This window comes from Agrobacterium sp. 5Ca50 (assembly GCF_055381905.1).
In genome coordinates this window covers 163,448-185,348 of sequence record NZ_AP026439.1, presented here as the reverse complement: position 1 = coordinate 185,348, position 21,901 = coordinate 163,448, and the positions used below count along the sequence as shown (strand labels likewise).

Annotated in this window: 19 protein-coding genes; 8 read left to right on the top strand and 11 right to left on the bottom strand. The window is 56.0% G+C overall.

Going from position 1 to position 21,901, the window contains the following annotated elements; translation table 11 throughout:
• Positions 1-6 precede the first annotated feature (6 nt).
• From ACZ5FM_RS18515 to ACZ5FM_RS18500, 4 genes are all read right to left on the bottom strand, one after another.
• Positions 7-993 (bottom strand): ABC transporter permease, encoded by a 987-nt coding sequence (locus ACZ5FM_RS18515; protein WP_464040872.1) that lies wholly within the window; start codon positions 991-993, stop codon positions 7-9.
• Positions 983-2,485 (bottom strand): sugar ABC transporter ATP-binding protein, encoded by a 1,503-nt coding sequence (locus tag ACZ5FM_RS18510; protein ID WP_464040871.1) that lies wholly within the window; start codon positions 2,483-2,485, stop codon positions 983-985. The genes ACZ5FM_RS18515 and ACZ5FM_RS18510 overlap by 11 nt, the downstream gene beginning before the upstream one ends.
• Before the next feature lie 67 nt (positions 2,486-2,552).
• Entirely contained in the window at positions 2,553-3,464 is a 912-nt protein-coding gene (locus tag ACZ5FM_RS18505; protein WP_192489868.1) for an ABC transporter substrate-binding protein, read from the bottom strand.
• A 105-nt stretch (positions 3,465-3,569) separates the two neighbouring features.
• Entirely contained in the window at positions 3,570-4,454 is an 885-nt protein-coding gene (locus ACZ5FM_RS18500; protein ID WP_464040870.1) for an AraC family transcriptional regulator, read from the bottom strand.
• Between the two features lie 410 nt (positions 4,455-4,864).
• Here ACZ5FM_RS18500 and ACZ5FM_RS18495 point away from each other — a divergent pair, with 410 nt between their 5' ends.
• Positions 4,865-5,161, top strand: coding sequence for a PRC-barrel domain-containing protein (locus tag ACZ5FM_RS18495; protein WP_275643322.1), 297 nt, complete (start codon positions 4,865-4,867; stop codon positions 5,159-5,161).
• A gap of 188 nt (positions 5,162-5,349) precedes the next feature.
• Positions 5,350-5,958, top strand: coding sequence for a J domain-containing protein (locus tag ACZ5FM_RS18490; protein ID WP_192489872.1), 609 nt, complete (start codon positions 5,350-5,352; stop codon positions 5,956-5,958).
• A 95-nt stretch (positions 5,959-6,053) separates the two neighbouring features.
• Here the strand turns inward: ACZ5FM_RS18490 and ACZ5FM_RS18485 are convergent, their stop codons facing one another.
• From ACZ5FM_RS18485 to ACZ5FM_RS18460, 6 genes are all read right to left on the bottom strand, one after another.
• Positions 6,054-6,908 (bottom strand): amidohydrolase family protein, encoded by an 855-nt coding sequence (locus ACZ5FM_RS18485; protein WP_464040869.1) that lies wholly within the window; start codon positions 6,906-6,908, stop codon positions 6,054-6,056.
• Positions 6,909-7,901 (bottom strand): aldo/keto reductase, encoded by a 993-nt coding sequence (locus tag ACZ5FM_RS18480; protein WP_464040868.1) that lies wholly within the window; start codon positions 7,899-7,901, stop codon positions 6,909-6,911.
• Complete coding sequence (gene uxuA / locus ACZ5FM_RS18475) at positions 7,898-9,097, bottom strand: mannonate dehydratase (RefSeq protein WP_464040867.1); 1,200 nt, start codon at positions 9,095-9,097, stop codon at positions 7,898-7,900. The genes ACZ5FM_RS18480 and uxuA overlap by 4 nt, the downstream gene beginning before the upstream one ends.
• An 11-nt stretch (positions 9,098-9,108) precedes the next feature.
• Positions 9,109-10,575: a mannitol dehydrogenase family protein gene (locus tag ACZ5FM_RS18470; protein ID WP_464040866.1), complete on the bottom strand. Its 1,467-nt coding sequence runs from the start codon at positions 10,573-10,575 to the stop codon at positions 9,109-9,111.
• Positions 10,576-10,653: 78 nt separating this feature from the next.
• Positions 10,654-11,382, bottom strand: a complete 729-nt coding sequence (locus tag ACZ5FM_RS18465) for an SDR family NAD(P)-dependent oxidoreductase (protein WP_312951139.1) — start codon at positions 11,380-11,382, stop codon at positions 10,654-10,656.
• A gap of 25 nt (positions 11,383-11,407) precedes the next feature.
• A complete protein-coding gene (locus tag ACZ5FM_RS18460; protein WP_250984375.1) occupies positions 11,408-12,169 on the bottom strand; it encodes a GntR family transcriptional regulator in 762 nt (253 codons plus the stop codon).
• A 173-nt stretch (positions 12,170-12,342) separates the two neighbouring features.
• Between ACZ5FM_RS18460 and ACZ5FM_RS18455 the strand changes: the two genes are divergently transcribed.
• From ACZ5FM_RS18455 to ACZ5FM_RS18435, 5 genes are all read left to right on the top strand, one after another.
• Positions 12,343-13,371, top strand: coding sequence for a sugar ABC transporter substrate-binding protein (locus ACZ5FM_RS18455; protein ID WP_275643330.1), 1,029 nt, complete (start codon positions 12,343-12,345; stop codon positions 13,369-13,371).
• Between the two features lie 132 nt (positions 13,372-13,503).
• A complete protein-coding gene (locus ACZ5FM_RS18450; RefSeq protein ID WP_464040865.1) occupies positions 13,504-14,544 on the top strand; it encodes an ABC transporter permease in 1,041 nt (346 codons plus the stop codon).
• 10 nt (positions 14,545-14,554) lie between these two features.
• Positions 14,555-15,523, top strand: coding sequence for an ABC transporter permease (locus tag ACZ5FM_RS18445; RefSeq protein WP_312951146.1), 969 nt, complete (start codon positions 14,555-14,557; stop codon positions 15,521-15,523).
• A 2-nt stretch (positions 15,524-15,525) separates the two neighbouring features.
• A complete protein-coding gene (locus ACZ5FM_RS18440) occupies positions 15,526-17,064 on the top strand; it encodes a sugar ABC transporter ATP-binding protein (RefSeq protein WP_368077701.1) in 1,539 nt (512 codons plus the stop codon).
• A gap of 348 nt (positions 17,065-17,412) precedes the next feature.
• Positions 17,413-18,729, top strand: coding sequence for a solute carrier family 23 protein (locus ACZ5FM_RS18435; protein WP_464040864.1), 1,317 nt, complete (start codon positions 17,413-17,415; stop codon positions 18,727-18,729).
• 233 nt (positions 18,730-18,962) lie between these two features.
• On the opposite strand, the gene ACZ5FM_RS18430 is transcribed toward ACZ5FM_RS18435, so the two are convergent.
• Positions 18,963-20,585, bottom strand: a complete 1,623-nt coding sequence (locus tag ACZ5FM_RS18430) for an ABC-F family ATP-binding cassette domain-containing protein (protein WP_275643335.1) — start codon at positions 20,583-20,585, stop codon at positions 18,963-18,965.
• A 253-nt stretch (positions 20,586-20,838) separates the two neighbouring features.
• On the opposite strand from ACZ5FM_RS18430, the gene ACZ5FM_RS18425 reads away from it, so the two are divergent.
• A complete protein-coding gene (locus ACZ5FM_RS18425; protein WP_464040863.1) occupies positions 20,839-21,885 on the top strand; it encodes an alpha/beta hydrolase family protein in 1,047 nt (348 codons plus the stop codon).
• Positions 21,886-21,901 lie beyond the last annotated feature (16 nt).

Here is a 21,901-nt window from a genome sequence, read left to right as displayed (position 1 = left end):
ATTTCGTCAGCGCCATTCGCGGGCGATGTAGATAGCGAGCAGGATGATGAAGCCGCGGATGATGTCCTGCAGATAGGGGTTGATACCCATCAGATTGAGGCCGTTGTTGAGGATGCCGAGCAGGACAGCACCAATCAGCGTACCGAGGATGAAACCCCGGCCACCGGCAATTGCAGTGCCGCCGAGCACCACTGCCGCAATGGCATCGAGCTCGAAACCAACGCCGGCATTGGGCTGGCCCGACATCAGGCGCCCGGTCAGAATGATGGCTGCAAGTCCCGCCGTGAGGCCGGAGATCGAGTAAACCGCAATTTTGATGCGACCAATCTTGACGCCCGACAGTCGTGCTGCCGTTTCATTGCCACCAATGGCATAGACATGGCGACCAAATGCAGTCCGCTCCAGCAGCAGCCACGCCAATGCGTAGATGATGACCATGGCGATGACGGGAACCGGAATAATACCAACACGACCGACGCCGAACCAGGAAATCCACGATGGCAGGCCGGAGATCGGGTAGCCGCCGGAATAGATAAGCCCAGCTCCACGGGCGATACCCATGGTGGCGAGAGTGACGATGATGGCCGGCATGCGGCCCCATGCCACCAGAATTCCGTTGAAAAGGCCAAGCCCGATGGCAATAGCGACGCCGGACAGCAGTCCGGCCCAGCCGGGCATGCCGAAATGTACCATCAGCCCCGCCGCCATCGTGCCAGCAAGCGCCATCAGTGCCCCGACCGACAGGTCGATACCGCCGGTTAAGATGACAAATGTCATGCCAACCGCCAGAATGGCGACGATCGATACCTGTCTCAAGACATTGAGAATGTTGGAGACGGAAAGGAAGTTATCCGAGGCAAAACCCATCAGGATCGAAACAACGATCAAGCCAGCCAGTGGCAAGGCCAGAGGCGATTGTATGATGGTCTTCCAGATCGGGGTGGCAGAAGCCTCCGCCTGCGCGCCCGTAAGAGCGTCCGCGTCATGCGACATGTTGTGTCCTCCCGGTTGTTGCATGGGTCATGATCTGCTCAGAGGTGATCGCATCGCCTTCAAGCGTTGCGACAATCCCGCCTGAGCGGAAAACACAGACCCGGTCGGACATGCCGATCACTTCAGGCAGTTCCGACGAAATCATGATGATGGAATAGCCACGGGCGGTGAATTCGCGCATGAGCTGGTAAATTTCGGTCTTGGCGCCAACATCAATGCCGCGGGTCGGCTCGTCAAAAATCAACACCTTCATGTTGTGGTTGATCCAGCGGGCGATCACCACTTTCTGCTGGTTGCCACCGGACAGTGTATCGACGCGCGCATGCGGGCTTGACGCCTTCACACGCACCCGCTGCATGGCAGTGCGAGTATCTGCAAGTTCACGCGAGCGGTTGATGAAGAAGTGGCCGATCAGGTATTTGCCGTAATTGTTCAGCGAGACATTGTGCATGATCGGGAAACTGGTGATCAGCCCCTGCTCCTTGCGACTTTCAGGAAGCAGACCGATACCCGCCTCCAGTGCCTGGGATGGATCAGCAAACCGTATCTCGACACCGTTGATCAACAGCTTGCAACGTGCGGCCCGATAGGCACCAAGCATCGCCAGAACTGTTTCGGTACGGCCCGAACCTACCAGACCGGCAAAACCGAGGATTTCTCCTGCCTTGAGGTGAAAACTGGAAACCGGTCCGCTTCTGGTGAGCTTGACCTCTTCCACCTCAAGAACAGTCTTGGCATCGGCAGGAATGACAGGTTTTGGCGGGAAGCTGTTTTCGATCCGGCGACCAACCATCATTTCGACCAGCCGTGCCTGATTGACGTCGCTGACAGCACAGGAGGCCACAAATTCACCGTCCCGCAACACAGTGATGCGGTCGCAAATCTCAAAAATCTCTTCGAGATGGTGCGAAATGAAGATGATCGCGACACCCTGTTTTCGAAGGCTGCGCATGACGTGAAACAGATGTTCGACTTCGGCCGGCGTCAGCGTCGCTGTTGGTTCGTCGAGCACAAGAATACGGGCGTCGAGTGCCAGTGCCTTGGCAATCTCTACAAACTGCTGTTCGGCAACCGACAAATTGCGGATTGGCACATTCAATGGAATGGAGATACCGAGTTGTTTCATGATTTCGGCGGCGCGCTTGCGCATCGCCGATCGTTTCATGAAACCAAGCCCGTTGCTGAGTTCGCGCGCCAGAAACATGTTTTCGACCGCATTCAAATAAGGAACGAGAGAAAACTCCTGAAACACCACACCGATACCGGCATCGATCGCTTCATTATAATCACTGAAATGGCGAACCTCGCCGTTGATGCGGATTTCGCCTTCACTGGGTTTCACAATCCCGCACAGGATTTTCATCAGTGTCGATTTACCAGCACCGTTTTCACCCAGTAGCGCGTGAACTTCACCCGCCTGCACGGTGAGATCCACCCCATGCAGAACCTCGATCCTGCCAAAGCTTTTTTTGATACCGTTCAGCTGTAGCATCTGTTCCTCCCGTGTTTGATTGGAAAAGTCGCCCCCGCCGTCTCCGGCGAGGGCGCTCGGGAGGCGCTTACCAACTGAAGTCGGCAGCGTTTTCTTTGGTGACTGGACGGACGTCGATTGGCACTTCCTTCGGCACGACGCGCGCACCCCACTTCTGTGCCAGCGCCATGGCAAGGCCTACGCGGATCTGGTCACGCGGAAACTGTGCGGTGGTCTGGATGAATGGCGTACCTTCGGCAATCGCCTTGACGGCTTCCGGTGCACCATCAACCGAGGTCAGCTTGACGTCGCGGCCCGAGCCCTGGATGGCGGCAAGTGCGCCCATGGCACCACCGTCGTTGACCGAGAAGATACCCTTGAGGTTTGGACGTGCCTGCAACATGTTTTCGACAACGCCGAGTGCAATCGAGCGATCCTGACGACCGTTCTGCGTATCGACCAGCTTGATGTCCTTGAATTCGGCAAGCGCTTCCTTGCAACCTTCCACGCGCTGCAGGATCGGAATAACCGGGATACCGTCGAGAATTGCGACTTCGCCTTCGCCGTTCAGCGCCTTGCCGAGAGCCTGGCAAGACTGGTAACCGGCATCCTTGTTCTTGGAACCAACGAATGTATCAACCGGGCCGTTGGCATTGGCATCAACGGCAACAACAATCACATTCTGTGCCTTGGCTGCATTGACGGCGGCCTCCACGCCGGCCGAGTCTGTCGGGTTGAGAAGCAGAATGTCGATCTTCTGCTGCAACATGTCTTCAACGTCGGAAATCTGCTTGGCAACGTCATGGGCGGCATCTGTCACTATAACCTGCGCACCGAGGGATTTCGCTGCCTCGTCCAGCGCTTCCTTCATCGAGACGAAATAAGGGTTGTTCATTTCCTGAAATGTCATGCCGATCTTCAACTTGGCGTCCTGCGCCAAGGCAGGCACCGCGGTCAGCGCGACGGTGGCGATCGACAATGCTGTCAAAGCTCTTTTCATGTCAGTTTTTCCTCCCTTTGAACGGCAGGCAAAGCCCGGCCGTTTCCGGAAAGCACCATGCTTTCCGAATTCTATTGTCCCGGTACGGGATATGGATCGTGGCGCTTATCCGGCGGCTTTAAATGCTCCGTTGGCTTTAAAGGTCGCGCGGAATTGCGAAGGCGACATTCCCTTCAGGTTCTGGAAATGCCGGTTGAAATTCGAAATATTGGAAAAGCCGATCTCGTAGCAGATTTGGGCAATCTTGACTTCGGGACGCGTCAACAGTGTCAGACAGGCCAAATCGACACGCAGCTGGTTCTTGTAACGAACTAGCGTTGTTCCGGTATGGCGTTTGAAAGCCCGTGAAAAGGAACTGGCGGTGTGCCCAACCATGTCAGCGAGATCGCGCTCATCAATATCGTCGGTCAGATGTTCACGCAGGTGCGCGATGGCCCTGTTAATGCCGCTTTCATTGATATTCGACAGGTCCAGTTCATAGCTCAGACTGGCCAGCACTTCCGGTTCGGGCGCATTTGCCAGGACATCAAGGATTTCCCAAAACAGTGCCAACCGCATGATGCCGCGTGTCTCGATCAATTTCTCGATCAAAGGGCGCACCTTGTCACTCGTGACGTTGTCGAACAGCAGGCCGCGATGGCTGCGCTCTAGAAGCGGTGCAATGGCTTCCATCTCCGCCATGCCGGCAACACTGTCGTCGACAAATTTCTGCGGGAACTGAAGAACCAGCGAGCGGGCAGGCACGATTTCGTCAGGCTCGATATCGGAAATCCAGTTTTGAGGCAGATTGGGGCCGGTCATGATCAACTGACCAGGTTCAAAGCGACCAATGTGGTCACCGATGTAAAAACGACCTGAGGTCGCAATAACCAGATGAATTTCATATTCAGGGTGATAGTGCCAGCGAACCGTGCGAAACGGATAGCCGTGTCTCCACGCGGCGAAGCTTTCGCCTTTGCGGATATGGACCAGTTCCAGATCGGGTTGCACAGCGTTTCCTCCCACCGAGCGCACAATGTCTGCGGCAAAATCTGCAAACCTCCAATTTGCAAATTTCATCATTAACAAGACCATAACCCCTGAAATTCAAGGCATCTACATCATGGCGAAAATTAAACCGATACTTTTTTGACAGCAGTTTTGCCGTGAGCGTTGATGATGAGAGCCGAGTGTACAAGGATGGAGACGACACGCTGTCGTCTCCGTCGCACGTTTTTTATCCGCAGGATTTGCCTGAAACAGACCGACAGTTCCGGTTAATTTTTCCATCAGACGGTGACCGTGCAACAGACATTATAACGGTTATCGTAACCTTTAGTGTCTGCGGCTACGCGAAAACTTTTGGAACCGATGGCCCGCATGGACGTTTTTCTAACTCCAAACAAGAGGAGAAAACGACCATGGATCACACTAATCACGTTCGTCTCACGACCACTGAACTCACGCCAGCAGTTTTGGAAGGCGCGACCGTTTACGGTGCTGACGATCACAAGGTTGGCAAGGTCGACCACATTCACGGTGCAGGCGCAGGCGGTAAGGCCATCATCGACGTCGGCGGCTTCCTCGGCATCGGTGCAAAACCTGTTGCGGTTCCGCTCAGCGATCTGGATTTCATGCGTGACGAGGATGGTGACATTCACGCCGTGACGGCTTGGACAAAAGATCAGCTCAAGGACATGCCTGAGCATCACCACTAAATACCAGTTCGAAGCCCGGCCACCGCGCCGGGCTTTTTTACATTAGTTGCTGTTCTATGAGCGGATATTCCAGATCGGCACATGGTGCATGGGACAATTTGCAACGGTTCACATGATTTTAACAAAATAGATGGATGTCACGCGCTGTTTTCTTGATCAGTTGATCCCAGTCAACTTATAAGGCGCCCATGACATCTGATTCAAAAATTTTCGTCGGCTTAAGGTCAACCAAAAAAACCAAGGCTGCATCAAGCAAGCCGCTTGGCCCGAAGTGCCAATGGGACGGCTGCGAAAACGAAGGCGCGCACCGTGCTCCCGTTGGCAGGGACGGCGAAGGGCTGTACCTGTTGTTCTGTCCGAAGCACACCAAGGAATATAACAGCGGATATAACTTCGCAGTTGAACTGTCCGACCCCGTTGTCGCGCGGTATCAGAAGGAAGCAGCGACAGGCCGTCGCCGCACCTATGGCACACCCGTCAACAAACCGTCGGAAGCTCCGCTGCCGTCATCCGCCCGTTCCGGCTCTGCCAAAACCATCAATGCCCGCAAGGATGCGGAACAGCGTCAGCGTGAAAAAGCTCAACTTAAGCAGCGCAAGTTGAAGGTGCTGGAAGCAAAGGCTTTCGAAACGCTTGGACTGTCAGAGGATGCGACACCTGAAGAAATCAGGGTTCGCTACAAACAAAAACTGAAAATGCATCATCCCGATGCCAATCAGGGTAACCGCAACTCGGAAGACGATCTGCGTGCAGCAATCGACGCACACAAGATCCTCAAGCTCAACGGTTTCTGTTGACGCTATCGGCAATGGGGCACGCAAGCCGTTGCTCGCGCACCCCATGTTACGACAGTCCAAAGCCTCTGGGACGCGGCATCAGATGTCGTTATTGATCAGCGCTTGCCCAAATAAACTTGTTTCGCGTTGAGCGTGCCGATCAATTGCCGCTCGTCGACCGACAGGGCTGACAACAGTTCTGTTGTGATATCTACCCAGTTGGCCAAACCGCCACCGACATCAATGACCGGCCAATCACCACCCCAAACCATGCGGCTCGGGCCAAACAGTTCGAGGACAGCGTCGCTGTAAGGTTTGACGCCATCGATCTTCGAGCCGGTCGGATCGCAATATGTCGGCAAACCGGAAAGCTTGACCCAGAAGTTCGGCAATTCGGCGAGCTTGATCATCTCCTGACGCCAGGCCGCTAAGTCACCGCCAGCAATATCCGGCCTGCCGCAATGGTCGAGGATGAACACGGTATCGGGATCAGCACGAACCAGATCGTAGGCGATCGACAGCTGTCGTCCATCGAAGCAGAGATCGACGGGATATCCGGCCTTGCCAATCTTGCGAAGATTGCGCCGATAGGTTTCGCTGCGGCTGAGATCATCCGGCATGACCTGAAGAATACGACGGAAACCAACCACGTTGAGGTCACCGCATTCTTCCAGCCAGGCATCAAAACCATCATCGGTTTCAGGACGGCAACTGGCGATCACACCCAGCATTTTGGGAGAACCCGATCCGACCAGTCTTGACACCAGCCGCGCCTCGCTCTGGTAATCAACGTCATCCACGCCACTTTCCATGAAGATGGTGGCGGTGATGTTGCAGCCTGCAGCTTGCTCAGCGTAGACATTCTGGTCAAAGGTGCCGGACGCAATGGCCGGGACCTCTTCAGTCCATGCGTAACCGAGATCGCCACGCATGATAAGATGCTGATGTGTATCGATCAGGTCTGTTTCCATTTACCCCTCCGTACCGATCGCATGCTCTTCAAATTGCGCCCAAGCCGTCTCTGCGATGGGCTGGTCGAAAAGTTTAACATTGCGCAGAAGGCTGGAAGGTTTTGCCGTGCCAATCAGTACGCTCACCACCAGCGAATTGCGCAGCGGAAAATGCAAGGCGGCGGCAGCAAGCGTCGTACCGGCCGACTGCGCAACCACTTCCATAGCCTGCACTTTTTCCATCACATCGGGCGATGCCTCGACGTAATTGAAGGTAGCGCCCGGCCGGGCACCGGTCGCAAGAATGCCGGAGTTGAAAACACCACCGATCACAAGACGCGTCCCGGTTTCCTCGCAACGCGCCAGCAACTCGGCTTCTGCAGAACGGTCAAGCAGCGTGTAACGACCAGCAAGCAGGATGACATCCAGCGGCACCCGCGCAAGAAGGTTGAGGCAGGCTGGCACCTCGTTCACACCAAGGCCAATGGCCTTGATTGCGCCGCTTGCCTTGAGTTCCTCAAGCGCACGCGCACCACCTTCGACAAAATCTGCGAAATGGCGATCATAATCCGCACCAAGCGTGGTCGCTTCGAGATCGTGGATGTAAAGAATATCAATGCCATTCAGCCCGAGACGGGCAAGGCTGTCCTGATAGGATCGCATGATACCGTCATAGGTATAGTCGTGTACCTGCGCGAACGGCAAAGGACGGACAAACCCGTGATCGGGAATGTCCTCCTCTGCGACGGGCTTCAGCAACCGGCCGACCTTGCTCGACAGGACATAGGACCCCTTGGGTTTGTCGCGTAAAAAGTCGCCCAGCCGACGCTCCGAAAGGCCGTGTCCGTAATGCGGGGCCGTATCGAAATAACGAATACCAGCCTCCCACGCCGTTTCCAGCGTGGCCATGGTATCTTCACGCGATACTTCGCGGTAGAGGTTGCCGATACCGGCGGCTCCGAACGAAAATGTACTGAGTTCAAGGCCTGTGTTTCCAAGTGGCCGCCCGATCATGCCGCCGCCCCCTCTTTGTCGAGTTGGCGCTCAATTGCGCGGATCGCGCCACGAAGCTCACCCAGGCCCTTAACGCGGCCGATATAGGAGTAACCGGGGTTGGTCTTCTTATCGATATCGTCACCGAGCAGATGCCCGTGGTCTGGGCGCAGTGGAATTGCGCGGCGGGTATCACCGGCTGCCGCGCGACGGCGTTCCTCACGCAACAACGCCTCGACAACACCCACCATGTCGGTACCACCATCCAGATGGTCGTCTTCAAAGAACGAACCATCCGCCTCGACGGTAACATTGCGCAGATGCGCAAAGTTGATACGCGGTGCAAATTCCGTCGCCATGGCAACCAAGTCATTATCAGGACGTGAACCGTAAGACCCGGTGCACAGTGTGATACCGTTGTAAGGGCTGTCGACGGCAGACAGGATGCTGCGAACATCTTGCGGCGTCGATACAACACGCGGCAGACCGAAAAGCGAGAATGGCGGGTCATCCGGGTGAATGCCGAGATAAACACCATGTTCCTCTGCAACAGGCACCACTTCTTTCAGGAAGGCCAGCAAGTTGCTCTGCATTGTAACGGCATCGATACCGCCGAAGGATTCCAAGAGCCTATTGATGGATTGCCGCGTCTGCACAAGTGCACCGCCCGGCAGGCCGGCGATGATATTGCGCTCCAGCAGCAGTTTTTCATCATCACTCATCGCTTTTGCCCGCTGTTCGGCACGTGCAACGACGTTGGCATCATAGCTTTCAGCAGCATTGGGACGCTTGAGGATGAATACGTCATAGGCAACGAAATCAGTCATCTCGAAACGCAGGGCCAGTCCAGTGCCACGTTCGGTGCGCCAGCGAAGGTCGGTACGTGTCCAGTCAACCACAGGCATGAAGTTGTAGCAAACGGTGGGGATACCGGCACGACCGAGATTGGCTAGGGTTTCTTTCCAGCGGGCGATCGCCTTGGGCGCATCTGCGTCACCGCGTTTTACGCATTGCTCCATCGGAATGGATTCGCAAACGCTCCACTCAAGACCGGCCGCCTCGATCATCTCCTTGCGTTTGATGATTTCTTCAAGCGGCCAGGATGTACCATCGGGAATCTCGTGAAGCGCCGTCACCACGCCGGTAGCACCGGTTTGGCGGACATGTTCGAGTGTGATCGGATCGTTCGGGCCGTACCAGCGCCAAGTTTCCTGCATGTATTCCTCCCTTAGATAATGTCGTCAATGGCGCAAAGAGCGCCTTGTGTGTTGATGGCCTTGCAGGCGGAAGCCAATGCTTCGGCAAAACCGGGCTTGTTGCGCCATTCCGGTGTGAAAACTCGATCGAAACCCAAGAACCGCTCGACCACCTGTTCGGCAGACAATGCGCGTTGGTCGACGGCTGGCCATTCGTTGAAGGCCGGATCATTGATGATGATCGGCGCATCCTGTTCATCGCGTGCGGCGCAGGAGCAGATCCACAACGCAGCGGCCATCAGCACCGCACCATGCGGTCTGCCCTGATCCATTAGTTCAGCAAGTGGCGACAATATGCGTTGCGGCACCTTCTGCGAGGCATCGGACGCAATCTGCACCGCCTTGTGCCGCAGCGAAGGATTGGCAAAACGCTGACGCAGACCACCGACATAGGTCGCACCATTGAGATGCGATGGCAGTGTCGGGTCTATTTCGCTCCAGTACCGATCGATGAACCGGCGCGCACGCGGATCTGCGTAGACATCGGCAACCGTTTCGAGTCCGGTGATTTGGCCAATGGCGGCAATCGCTGTATGAGCCCCGTTGAGCATCCGGAGCTTCATGTGCTCGTAGGGTTCGACATCATCGACAAATTCGACGCCTGAGGCTTCAAGCTCGGGGCGACCATGCGGAAAATGATCCTCGATGACCCATCGGAAATAGGGCTCTGCAACAACTGGCCAGGCGTCGTCCACGCCGAGCGCCTGGTTTACTGCAGCACGATCCTGATCCGTGGTCGCTGGCACGATGCGGTCTACCATCACGCAAGGGCAGGATACATTCTGCGCTATGTAATCTGCGAGATCTGAATCGGTCAGACCCGCGAACTCCACCAACAGCGCTTTCAGCACCTTGCCATTAGATGGCAGGTTGTCACAGGAGACGAGTGTCAGTGGTACGGCACCTTCGGCACGGCGACGTCTGAAGGCGGCGATCAGCACTCCATAGATCGAGCGCGGTGCCTTGGTAGCGTCTAGATCGTTCTGCACATCCGGATGGCTGCGCAGCAAGGTCCGCTCGGACAGATTGGCGAGATAGCCTTTCTCCGTCACGGTCAGGGTTACGATACGCACACGAGGATCGCTAAGCCGGTCGATCAGTTTTGACGGATCTTCCGGTGACACCAGAATTTCGAGGATTGAGCCGATAACCCGGTAGGTCACGGTCTGCCCGTTGCGTTCGCAATAGGTATAGAGATTGTCCTGCGGTGCGAGCGCATCACGCGTGTCGGCACTGCGCATCGAAGCAGCGACAATGCCCCAATCCGTCTCACCACGTCCAAGGCAATCATCAACAAAGACCGACTGATGTGCGCGGTGGAAAGCGCCAACACCGAGATGAACAATACCCGGTGTTACCTTCGACCGGTCATAGCCAGGAACCGAGATAACGGTTGGCAGGGCAGCAAGCGCTGTTTGTGAGAGACGGTTACCCGGCACTGTATTTCCAATCTACAATTACACGATTATGTCCTGACGGCGCGACTGAGGGCCGGCGATAGCTGCGGGCACGCCTGCTCAGCCGAACTGCAAACCGCCATTCATATCGATCACCACGCCGGTCATGAAACCGGACAGAGGTGATGCGAGGAACCGCACCGCATGGGCAACCTCTTCAGGTTCACACAGGCGTCCAACCGGGATCTGCGCAAGCTGACGATTGCGATCTTCTTCCGACAATTGTTCCATGATCATGGGCGAAACGACGTAAGCTGGCGCAATGGCATTGGAGGTAATGCCAGCAGAGGCCAACTCGCGGGCCGTGGAATAGGTCAAGCCGACAAGTGCCGCCTTGGACACCGCATAACCCGTTCCCGCAGTAAGACCACCGGATTTCCAGGCATAAGACGAGATGTTGATGACGCGTCCCCAACCATTTTCTTTCATCGCGGGAATGGTTGCCTGCGTCAGCAGAAGGGCAGCATCCAGATTGATGGCCATCAACCGGTGCCATTCCTCCAGCGTGGTACCCGCAAGTTTGTTCGGCGAAAGTATGCCGGCATTGTTGACGAGAACATCCACGCGACCATGGCGCTCAAGCACACCCTTCATCGCATACTGAATGGCGGCAGGGTCCGAGAGGTCAACGATAACAGGCTCACAAATCGGGCCCAATTGTTCGATTGCAGCGGCATCACGATCGACCGCGAGCACATGGGCTCCCGCCGCAGCCAGCGCTTTTACGATAGCGCGGCCAATACCACCTCCCGCACCGGTCACCAGTGCGATCCTGCCCTTCAATTCCATTGAAACTCCCCTCCACTTGCCGTTATCAAACGGCCAGATTTTTTCTTTGCTGCTCGGACATCCGTCCGAAAATGACGAAAATCATATCAAGATGCGTGACAAGCGCCTGCTCGGCGGCAGCACCATCGCCGCGATCAAGTGCGTCCACAATTGCCAGATGTTCAGCGATAACATCCGGCAGACGCTCGGCCGTCTGCCACAGGCGATGGAAACGCGTCAGCGTAACCTTGGCACTCAGCACGGCCTGCCAAACCCCTTCGCGCCCGGCAAAGGTGCCCAGAAGATGGTGAAACTCCTCATCGGCGCGGAAAAATCCATCACCGTCACCTGCGGCGATAAATTGCTCTTGCTCACGGATCAACTGACGCATCGCGCGGCTCATTTCCGACGTCCATAACGGCAGAACCTCGCGCAGTAGCGCAATTTCCAGCGAGCGCCGGACAAAATGGCTGTCCTGAAGACCAGCTAGCCGGATCGGCGCCACGAAGCTGCCGACCTGCGGATAAACATCCACCAGCCCTTCCTCGGACAATCTCTGGATAGCGGCGCGCACAGGTGTGCGAGAGATGGCAAACTGCCGACAAATCGAGTTTTCGCTGATTGGACTGCCAGGCGCAAGGCGGACTTCGATGATGGCGCGACGCAACGCAGCATGAACCTGATCCGAGGCGGAACGCTGACGATCCAGAACCAGCTCAAGCCCTTCCAGACCCGCAGATCCCAGGGTTACGCTCTGCAAGGAGCCTTGATCATTCACCTGCGGCAACTCGGTCAAAGTGCGCTTCATCTCACCTCATCCTGAAAAACGGTGGCCGCAAAGATTCCATTTGCAGCTTGTATACAAGTATTATAGTGTCCAAGCCGTTCTTGCAAGTGGCTAGTTGGGAGCAGCCCGCATTTTGGGCGCTTAATCAGACACCTGACAGAGTTGAGGAGGTCAACACAATGAGGAGGAAACTCATGTTGAATGGATTGCGTAGCTTTGCGGCTGTGACTGCATTGGGAATGAGTGTCGGCCTGGCGGGTATCGCTCAGGCAAGCGACACGACTGTTGCACTGGTGCCGGGAGGCCCACACCCTTATTTCGCAGCTTGGGAACAGGGCGGCGCTGATGCCGTAAAAGAATTTGGCCTGCAGTCGGCTGACTACAAGGTGCCGCAGAAATGGGAACTCGCCCAGCAGAACCAGTTGCTCGAAAGCCTGCTTTCCCAAGGATATAATGGCTTTGTTATCTTCCCGGGCGACCCGGTTGGATCCGTTTCGACAGCAGAAGAGCTGACATCCAATGATGCAACAGTGATCGCGGCAGGCGGCTGCTTTAAAGATCCATCATCTGCGGCCTTCTGCTTGGGTACCGACACCGGTAACTCGGCCTATATCGGCACCAAGGAACTGGCCCGCATCCTGGGGCCGGGCAAAAAGCGCATCTTGCACCTCACCGGCTTCCTGGTCGACCCGAATACGCAGCTGCGTATCGACGCCGTGAAGAAGGCTGCAGAAGAAACCGGCAATGAAGTCGTGCAGGTTATTGCCGACATTGACGCGCCGGAACCGGCTGAAGAAAAGATCAACGCTTACCTCGCAGCGCATGCCAGCGAAGTGGACGGCGTTATCGCAACTGCCTGGGTACCATCGGTCGTTGCCGCCAATGCCCTGCGCAAAATCGGCGACAAGCGTATCAAGATGGTTGGCATCGACCATGACCAGGTTGTGCTTCAGGCCATCAAGGACGGCTTCGTCGACGGCACCATGCTGCAGAATCCGTATGGTCAGGCTTATGTCGGCTCCTACGCTGTCAACAAGCTTCGCTCGGGTTGCACGGTCAAGGCTGACGCGCCATTCAAGACCAATGCACTGACCAGCAAGTTCATCGATTCCGGCACCGCCTTCATCGATGCCAGCCAGGTTGATAGCTATGTCAATTCGATGCGTGACGAAACCAAGAAGCTGCTCGAAAGCTTCGACGCAACCTATCTGAGCTGCAACTAAGTTTTTTGAGTTCGAAGGAGGAAGAGGCTTTTCGAAGCCTCTTCCTTGCGTCGACGGAGCGTCGTCTGACCTGCCCCGTCCGGCATAGGCGTTTGCGCCTTGTCCCCACGACCGGAATTCGAAGGAACACCCATGTCATCGCAACAAATTCCAGTACCCGCCGAAGTCGACACAAGCCGTCCAGCCTTCGGCACGGGAACGTCCCGCACCAGTATTTTTGTCTCCAACGAATTCGGGTTGATCTTGCTGATCGCCATCTTCGTCCTTGTTTTTAGCCTGACGACGAAGGGTTTCCTTAGCCCTTTCAATCTTTTCACGCTTGGGCGTAACACTGCAGTCAACATCATGATCGGCCTGTCCATGATGACGGTGATCGTCACAGGTGGATTGAGCCTCGCGGTTGGCGCCATCGGCGTTTGTGCCGCGATGTTTACCGGCTACGCCATCGAGATCCTGCAACTTCCCTGGCCACTGGCCATCGTGGGCGGCATTGGTCTGGGTGCAGCGCTTGGTTTCGTCAACGGTTTCACCGTTGTTCGCACCGGCTTGCACAGCTTCATCATTACGCTGGCCACCATGAGCATATTCTTCGGTGTCATGGTGTTCCTGACCAGAGCGGAAGCCTATCGCAATCTGCCGCCCGAATTCGCCGCCTTCGGCAAAATGAAATTTTTCACCTACTTCTCGCCACTGCTGCTGATAACCATCGCCGTCGCCATTGCGCTGACCTGGCTTTATCACCGCAGTGTTCTCGGCCGTGAAATGTTGGCCGCAGGTGCGCGCCCGGAGGCAGCAGAGCTGTCCGGCGTTCGTGTCGGTCGCATCACCGTTCTGTGCCACATGCTGTCGGGGTCCCTCGCCGCAATCGCCGCATTGATGCTCATTGCCCGCAATGGCGCCGCCATTCCATCGATGGCTGGCCAGTTGGGGCAAGACTGGTTGCTGCCAGCCTTCCTCGGCCCTGTGCTGGGTGGCGCACTATTGAACGGCGGCAAGGCACCTGTTTTGGGGACTTGCCTGGGTGCCGCCCTCGTCACGTTGTTGACCGGTGGCCTTCTACTGCTTCAGATCGGTGATTTCTGGGTACAAACCTTCCTTGGTCTTCTCCTTCTCGTCGCAGTGTTCATGGACAAGGCGCGTCGCAGCTACCTTGCCTATCATAACCTTGCCTGAGGTACGATCGATGACAAATTTCAAACTTTCCCGCCTCGCCAAGGCAGACTGGTTCGGACCGCTGCTTGCAACGGTGATTGCGATTATCGTGATCCGTAGCTTCAGCCCGAACTTCCTGTCATCCTTCAACATTCAGACACTGCTGCTGGCCATTTCCATCAATGCCTTGATCGGTTTTTCGCAGATGATCATCATCGCCATCGGACAGATGAACCTGTCAGTTGGTGCAATTGGCGGTCTTGCGGCAATCTCTTTTGCCGGACTGATGGAAATATGGGGGCTTCCAGCTCCGATTGCAGCCGTTCTCGCGCTTGGGATCGGCGTCCTCTGCGGCATGCTCAACGGTGTATTGATCAGCATCACCGGCATATCCGCCTTCGTGATCACGCTTGCGACACTGTCCATTTATAAGGGCATCAACCTCGGCATTACCCGTGCCCAGCCGTTTTACGGCATTCCTGACAGCGTCAAGGAACTTGGTTCCATGACATTGTTCGGCGCAATCCCCATGCTGGCACTGCCAACTGTCATCGTCGCCATCGGCCTTTGGTATCTGCTCAATCGTCTGCCAATCGGTCGTTTCATTTTGGCGGTCGGCGGTAACGAACACGCAGCGTCCCTGTCGGGCATTTCGGTCCGCACCGTCGTGGTCGTTGCACACTCGATCTCGGGTCTGCTTGCCGCCTGTGCTGGCATGCTGCTGGTCGCACGTCTGCAGATCGGCCAGCCGTCGATTGGTGATGACTGGCTTATCCTGTCCTTTGCCGCACCGGTGATTGGCGGTGCAGTTCTGGCGGGCGGTCATGTCAGCGTTGCCGCCACCTTCCTCGGTGTTGTCGTGGTTGCGCTGATCACTCAGGCATTGGTGCTGTTTTCAATCGACCCGTTCCTTGTTCAGGTCGTGTTGGGAGCACTCATTCTTGCGGCCGTTGGCGTCAACAAGCTGCGCGGCACGGCCCCCGTGTCGAGAAAGGCATGACAATGACCGTCACTCCCGTATTCGAAGCTATCAATATCGAAAAACGTTTTCCGGGTGTGAAGGCGTTGGACGGCGTGTCCCTTTCCCTTATGCCGGGCTCGATACATGCCCTGCTTGGGGAAAATGGTGCTGGCAAATCGACACTGATCAAGGTGATCACCGGCGTTCATCGCCCAACATCTGGCCAGCTTCTCGTCAACGGACAGGACGCCCAGTTCTCCAGCACGCGCGATGCCGTGGCAAAAGGAATTGGCGTTGTTCACCAGGAACGCAATCTCATTCCGCGGTTTTCGATTGCCGAAAACATACACCTCGAACAAACAACCCGTCACGCGCTCAAGCCAATTGATTATGCCGAACTAAACCGTTCGGCACGCAAATGGCTGGATGCACTGGAATTCGACATCGATCCGGCAACACCAGTCATGGACCTGTCAGTTGCGCAGATGCAGCTCGTCGAAATTGCCAAAGCCCTGTCCTTACAAAGCCGCGTTCTCCTGCTGGATGAGCCGACAGCATCACTAACATCAAATGAAACGAAAACGCTGTTTACGGTTTTGCGCAGATTGCGGGACAATGGCGTCAGTCTGGTTTTCGTCAGTCACAAGCTGGAAGAAGTTCTGGAGATTTGCGACCGCGTTACCGTGCTGCGTGATGGCGTCAATGCCTGCCAGAGCCAATCACTCGAAGGTCTTGGTCGTCAGGATCTCGTGCGTTTCATGATTGGCCGCAACGAAAGCGCTGGCGGCTGGCAAAAGCGCGACACGTCAACCAACCCGGTGGCCCTTGAGCTGAAAGACGTGTCGACAGCCATCGGTCATAGCAATGTCGACCTGACAGTCCGCAAGGGTGAAATTCTCGGCCTTTACGGCCTGATCGGAGCCGGACGCAGCGAACTCGCCAAATCGATCATGGGACGAATTCCGGTCACCAGCGGCGAGGTGCTGATCGATGGGCAGGTTGCCCGCATCTCCTCGGTCGGCGATGCTATCCACCGATATGGTTTGGGCTACGTCAGCGAAGACCGCAAGACGGAAGGCCTGCTGTTGCCGCATTCGGTCCTCGCCAATGCTGGCATTGTCGTCTGGAAACGTTTGTCCGGCCTGTTCGGAAGCCTGTCCGACGCCAAGATCCGCAAGGCCGTTGTCCCATTCCTCGAAAGGCTGGAAGTCAAAACACCAAGCCTGGCACAAACGGTTGGCAACCTGTCCGGTGGCAACCAGCAGAAGATCAGTGTCGCCAAATGGCTTGCCGCCGGCATCAAGGTCCTGATCATCGACGAGCCCTCCGTCGGCATCGACATCAAGACCAAAGCCTATCTGCACGATTTGTTGCGTGAACTTGCCAATAATGGCACCGCCGTCATTGTCATCACCAGTGACATGCCGGAAATGGTCGCGCTGGCAGACCGGATTGTGGTGATGGATAATTACAAGGTGCAAGGCGCAATCGAAAACGACGGCGTTTATGAACGCATGAGTGAAGCGATCATGAACCTCATCCACAAGGTCAAACCAGAACAGGTCAGCGCCACAGCCTGACTGTTTGCCCCCAAGTATCGTCGTTTAAAACGACCGATATCAATAATTACCTGGCCTACACCGGCCAGGTAGCCTGCCCGAACGGCAAGCTTGGTTGCCTTGCTGACGCGTGCAAAAGACGCGGCGCCCAGCTTCCTGCATATTATACTTCGGCGTTGTGGGTAATTTATCCAAGGCGATGACAGTCGCGCCCAATATCATTATCAAGAACATCCGGTGCGGGTGCGTCGAATCGACGCCAGCACCGTCACATATCGGGACAATGGTAATTTTACTTCACGCCTGCGACTTGCTGCGGATGATCTGCGCGCGGTTGCACGGCGCGCATCAAACAGAGCGGGGCGAGCAATGAGCGAGACTGGCGGGTATTTTCCACGTTGGCGACTGAAGACGGAAGGGCGCATTCTGCCCGATGAGAGGCTGCCGACCGGGCAAACAGTTGTGCTTGGTTTTCAGCATGTTGTGGCCATGTTCGGTTCCACCGTCCTGGCACCTATTCTCATGGGGTTCGATCCAAACGTATCGATCCTGTTTTCTGGTATTTCAACGCTGATTTTCTTCATTGCCGTAGGTGGGCGGGTGCCGAGCTATCTCGGTTCGTCCTTCGCATTCATCGGCCCGGTGCTGGTTGCAACTGGCGCAGCCGCCGGAGCGGTTAACCCGGACATCTCGCTGGCCCTTGGCGGCATCATTGCCGCAGGCGCGCTTTATACCCTGATCGGCCTGCTGGTAATGTTTGTTGGCCATCGCTGGATCGAGCGGCTGATGCCGCCAGTTCTGACGGGTGCAATTGTGGCTGCCATCGGACTGGTTCTTGCGCCGATTGCCGTATCAAACGCCTCTGGTTCCGGACCCGCAAGCCCCGATGGTGACCAGCTTTCCCGCTGGATTGCCATTACAACCTTTGTTGCCGTCGGCGTCGTCGCGGTTTATGCGCCGGGCATGGCGCGCCGCCTGCCAATCCTGATCGGTGGTGCGGTGGCCTATATCGCCTATATGGTGGTCACCAACGGGCTCGGCTTTGGCGCACCGGTTGATTTTTCCGGCGTTGCGGCTGCCGCATGGTTCGGCTGGCCTCATTTTACCGCACCAACCTTCTCGGCCTCGGCAATCACACTGATTGCCCCTGTCGTGATCATTCTGGTTGCGGAAAACCTCGGACATATCAAGGCAATCGGAGCAATGACCGATCGCGATCTTGACCCCTACCTTGGTCGCGCCTTTATCGGTGACGGTATTGCAACGATGTTTTCCGGCGCCTTTGGCGGCACCGGCATGACCACCTATGCTGAGAACATGGGCGTCATGGCGGTAACCCGGATCTTTTCGACGCTTGTTTTCCTGGTTGCTGCGGCAGTCGCCATCATTCTTGGCTTTTCCCCGAAATTCGGCGCGCTGATCCAGACCATTCCAGGTCCTGTGATCGGTGGTCTCTCGATTGTTGTTTTCGGCCTGATTGCCGCGACTGCGGGCCGTATCTGGGTAGAAAACAAGGTCGATTTTTCCGAACCACGCAACCTGATCACTGTTGGTGTCGCACTGGTTCTCGGCGCAGGCAATTTCAAGCTACAGGTCGCAGGCTTCACGCTTGATGGTATCGGGACTGCAACGATCGGTGCAATTGCACTCTACCACCTGCTTGGAATGACAAGCCGCCGCGCCTGATCACTCCATCTGCAATCCCCTCCCGCTACGCCTCGCATGGCAGCGGGAGGGAAACATGCCTGATGACAACGAGAAACGACGTCATCAAAGTTTGAGCATGCACACCTAAATTGCACTCAACGAGTTGGCTTCAAAAGCGAGTGCCTTGCTGCTCCTTGGTAGAGGCAACGGCGAGCATTGCAGGAGAACAGCGGTTGTGACAGCGACGTTCCAAGAGCATCCGTGCTGAATAATCAGCTGCTCAGGCCCGGTGCCTCATGGCCGGTACGTTCGACATATTCCGTATAGCCGCCGCCGTATTGATGAATACCATCGGCGGTGAGTTCCAACACCCGGTTCGACAGGGCAGCAAGAAAACGGCGATCGTGCGAAACAAACAGCATGGTGCCTTCATAGGCAGCCAGTGCCTTGATCAGCATTTCCTTGGTATCAAGATCAAGGTGGTTGGTCGGTTCGTCGAGAACCAGGAAGTTTGGAGGATCAAACAGCATGGCCGCCATGACAAGGCGAGCTTTTTCACCGCCCGAAAGAATGCGGCAGCGTTTTTCCACATCATCACCAGAGAAGCCGAAACAGCCGCAAAGTGCCCGCAGTGGAGCCTGTCCGGCCTTTGGAAACTTCTGTTCCAACCATTGCAGAATGGTCAGTTCACCCTCCAGCAAATCCATAGAGTGCTGCGCGAAATAACCAAGTTTGACGCTAGCCCCCAAATTCACCGCGCCCTGATCCGGCTCGGTCGATCCGGTCACCAGCTTCAACAGCGTGGATTTACCCGCACCATTGACGCCCATGATGCACCACCGCTCCTTGCGGCGGATCATGAAGTCCAACCCTTCGTAGATAGTACGGCTGCCATAGGCCTTGTGAACCCCCTTGAGGTTCACAACATCATCGCCCGAGCGGGGCGCGGGAAGGAAGTCAAACGCCACCGATTGGCGGCGACGTGGTGGTTCCACGCGGTCGATCTTGTCCAGCTTCTTCACGCGGCTTTGTACCTGCGAAGCATGTGACGCACGCGCCTTGAAGCGTTCGATAAACTTGATTTCCTTGGCGAGCATCGCCTGCTGGCGCTCAAACTGGGCCTGCTGCTGTTTTTCGTTCTGCTCGCGCTGGCCTTCATAAAACGTGTAGTCGCCAGAATAGGTATTCAGCGAACCCGCATCGATTTCGATGATCTTGTTGACGATACGGTTCATGAACTCGCGGTCGTGCGAGGTCATCAAAAGCGCACCCTCATAGGTCTTCAAGAAGGATTCCAGCCAGATCAGGCTTTCGATATCAAGATGGTTCGAAGGTTCGTCCAGCAGCATGACATCAGGGCGCATCAGGAGAATACGGGCCAGTGCCACGCGCATCTTCCAGCCACCGGACAATTTGCCGACGTCGCCATCCATCATTTCCTGCGAAAAGCTGAGGCCCGCCAAAACTTCACGGGCGCGGCCTTCCAGGGCATATCCGTCCAGCTCTTCGTAACGTGCCTGAACTTCACCGTAGCGCTCGATAATCGCATCCATCTCATCCATGCGATCAGGATCGGACATCGCCGCTTCAAGTTCGCGCAGTTCGGCTGCAATGACGCTGACCGGGCCAGCACCCTCCATAACTTCGGCAACCACGGACCGGCCTGCCATTTCACCGACATCCTGATCGAAGTAACCGACTGTCATGCCTTTTTCGACAGCAACCTGACCTTCATCCGGCTGTTCCTCACCGGTGATCATACGAAACAGCGTCGTTTTGCCTGCTCCGTTCGGGCCAACAAGACCAATCTTCTCGCCGCGATTGAGCGCAGCAGACGCTTCGATATAGAGGATACGATGGCTGGCGGACTTGCTGATATTTTCGATGCGGATCATGAAACGGAATGGCCTTCTGAATTGTGCGCACCCCTATGGCATGGACGCGGCAGAAACACCACACCCGCAGCTGTGAAAGGATTTTGACAGCTCCTGTCTAACCGTGACCGCGATGCTAACGGCGCCGTTACCACCACGTTAAGCTTCATGCACAAACAGGCTTGCAAGAGACGGGCGGTATCTGGTGTGATGGCGAAGGAACTCACTCGATTGTCATCAGCATAGCGAATGAAGTCATGAGCGGAGTACGTCATTGAACACCCAACAACCAAGACTCGCCTGGTGGATCATTCGCTGGGCTCTGCTGGCACTGGCTATTCCCGGGGCATCGCATTCTGCGCTGGCGGATGCACCACGTCTGGGACCGTTTGAATTACCCAAACCGCGCCAGCTGACCTCTTTTAACGACCAGCAAAGCTTTGACCCGACCGAGGCGCTCAACGGCTCCTTCACCACCGAAATAGCTTGCAGCGATATTCCCTACGGTCTTTGGGTTGAGGTCGATGGCCAAGGGGATTGCATTCGTTATTATCCGCATGCGCTGGCGGATGGCGAGAACCAGAAGGTGCTGGTTTATTTCGGCGGAGACGTGATGTTGCGCAGTGCCAAAGGGGTTCGGTTCATAACCGAATCCTATATGCGGCAATCACCGGCCACCATTGCTGCCGACATGGCAGAATGGGCACAAAAAGCCGGGTATCCGGTGATCTTTATGGCGAGACCTGGCATATACGGCTCGTCTGGTGATCACAACAATCGTCGTCAACCACGTGAAATTGCCCTGATGGGACGTGCGCTGGACCTGATCAAACAACGGCACCGGGTATCATCCTTCATTTTAAACGGTCATTCCGCCGGAGGGCAGATCGTGGCAGGCCTTCTCAACAAACGGGATGATGTTTCGTCTGTCGTTATCACATCGGGTCTGGTGTCAGTGAAACAGGTTTCTGATTTCTGGGAACGACGCCGCAAACTGCCCGGGAAGCTTCTCTATGATGCATCCGGCTTTTACGATCCCATTGAGGAAATCGACAAAATCACGACAGAACCACGGCCGGATATTTATATCATATCGGACCCGGAAGACCGGGTCGTGCCGTTTTTTAGCCAGCTTTATTACGTCAGACGTTTGCGCGCAGCTGGTTTCGAGCCGCACCATATCTACGCTCAGGCCACGGATCGTCAGCGCCATCTACTCGCCCAGCACGGCCGTCTTGCAGCCGCGCTGCTGGCTCAGGGGCAATCGCAGGTCGATATTCGCCGCGCCGTAAACGAGATGGATCTGGAACAGTTCAAGTAGCGGTCAATTTCCACGA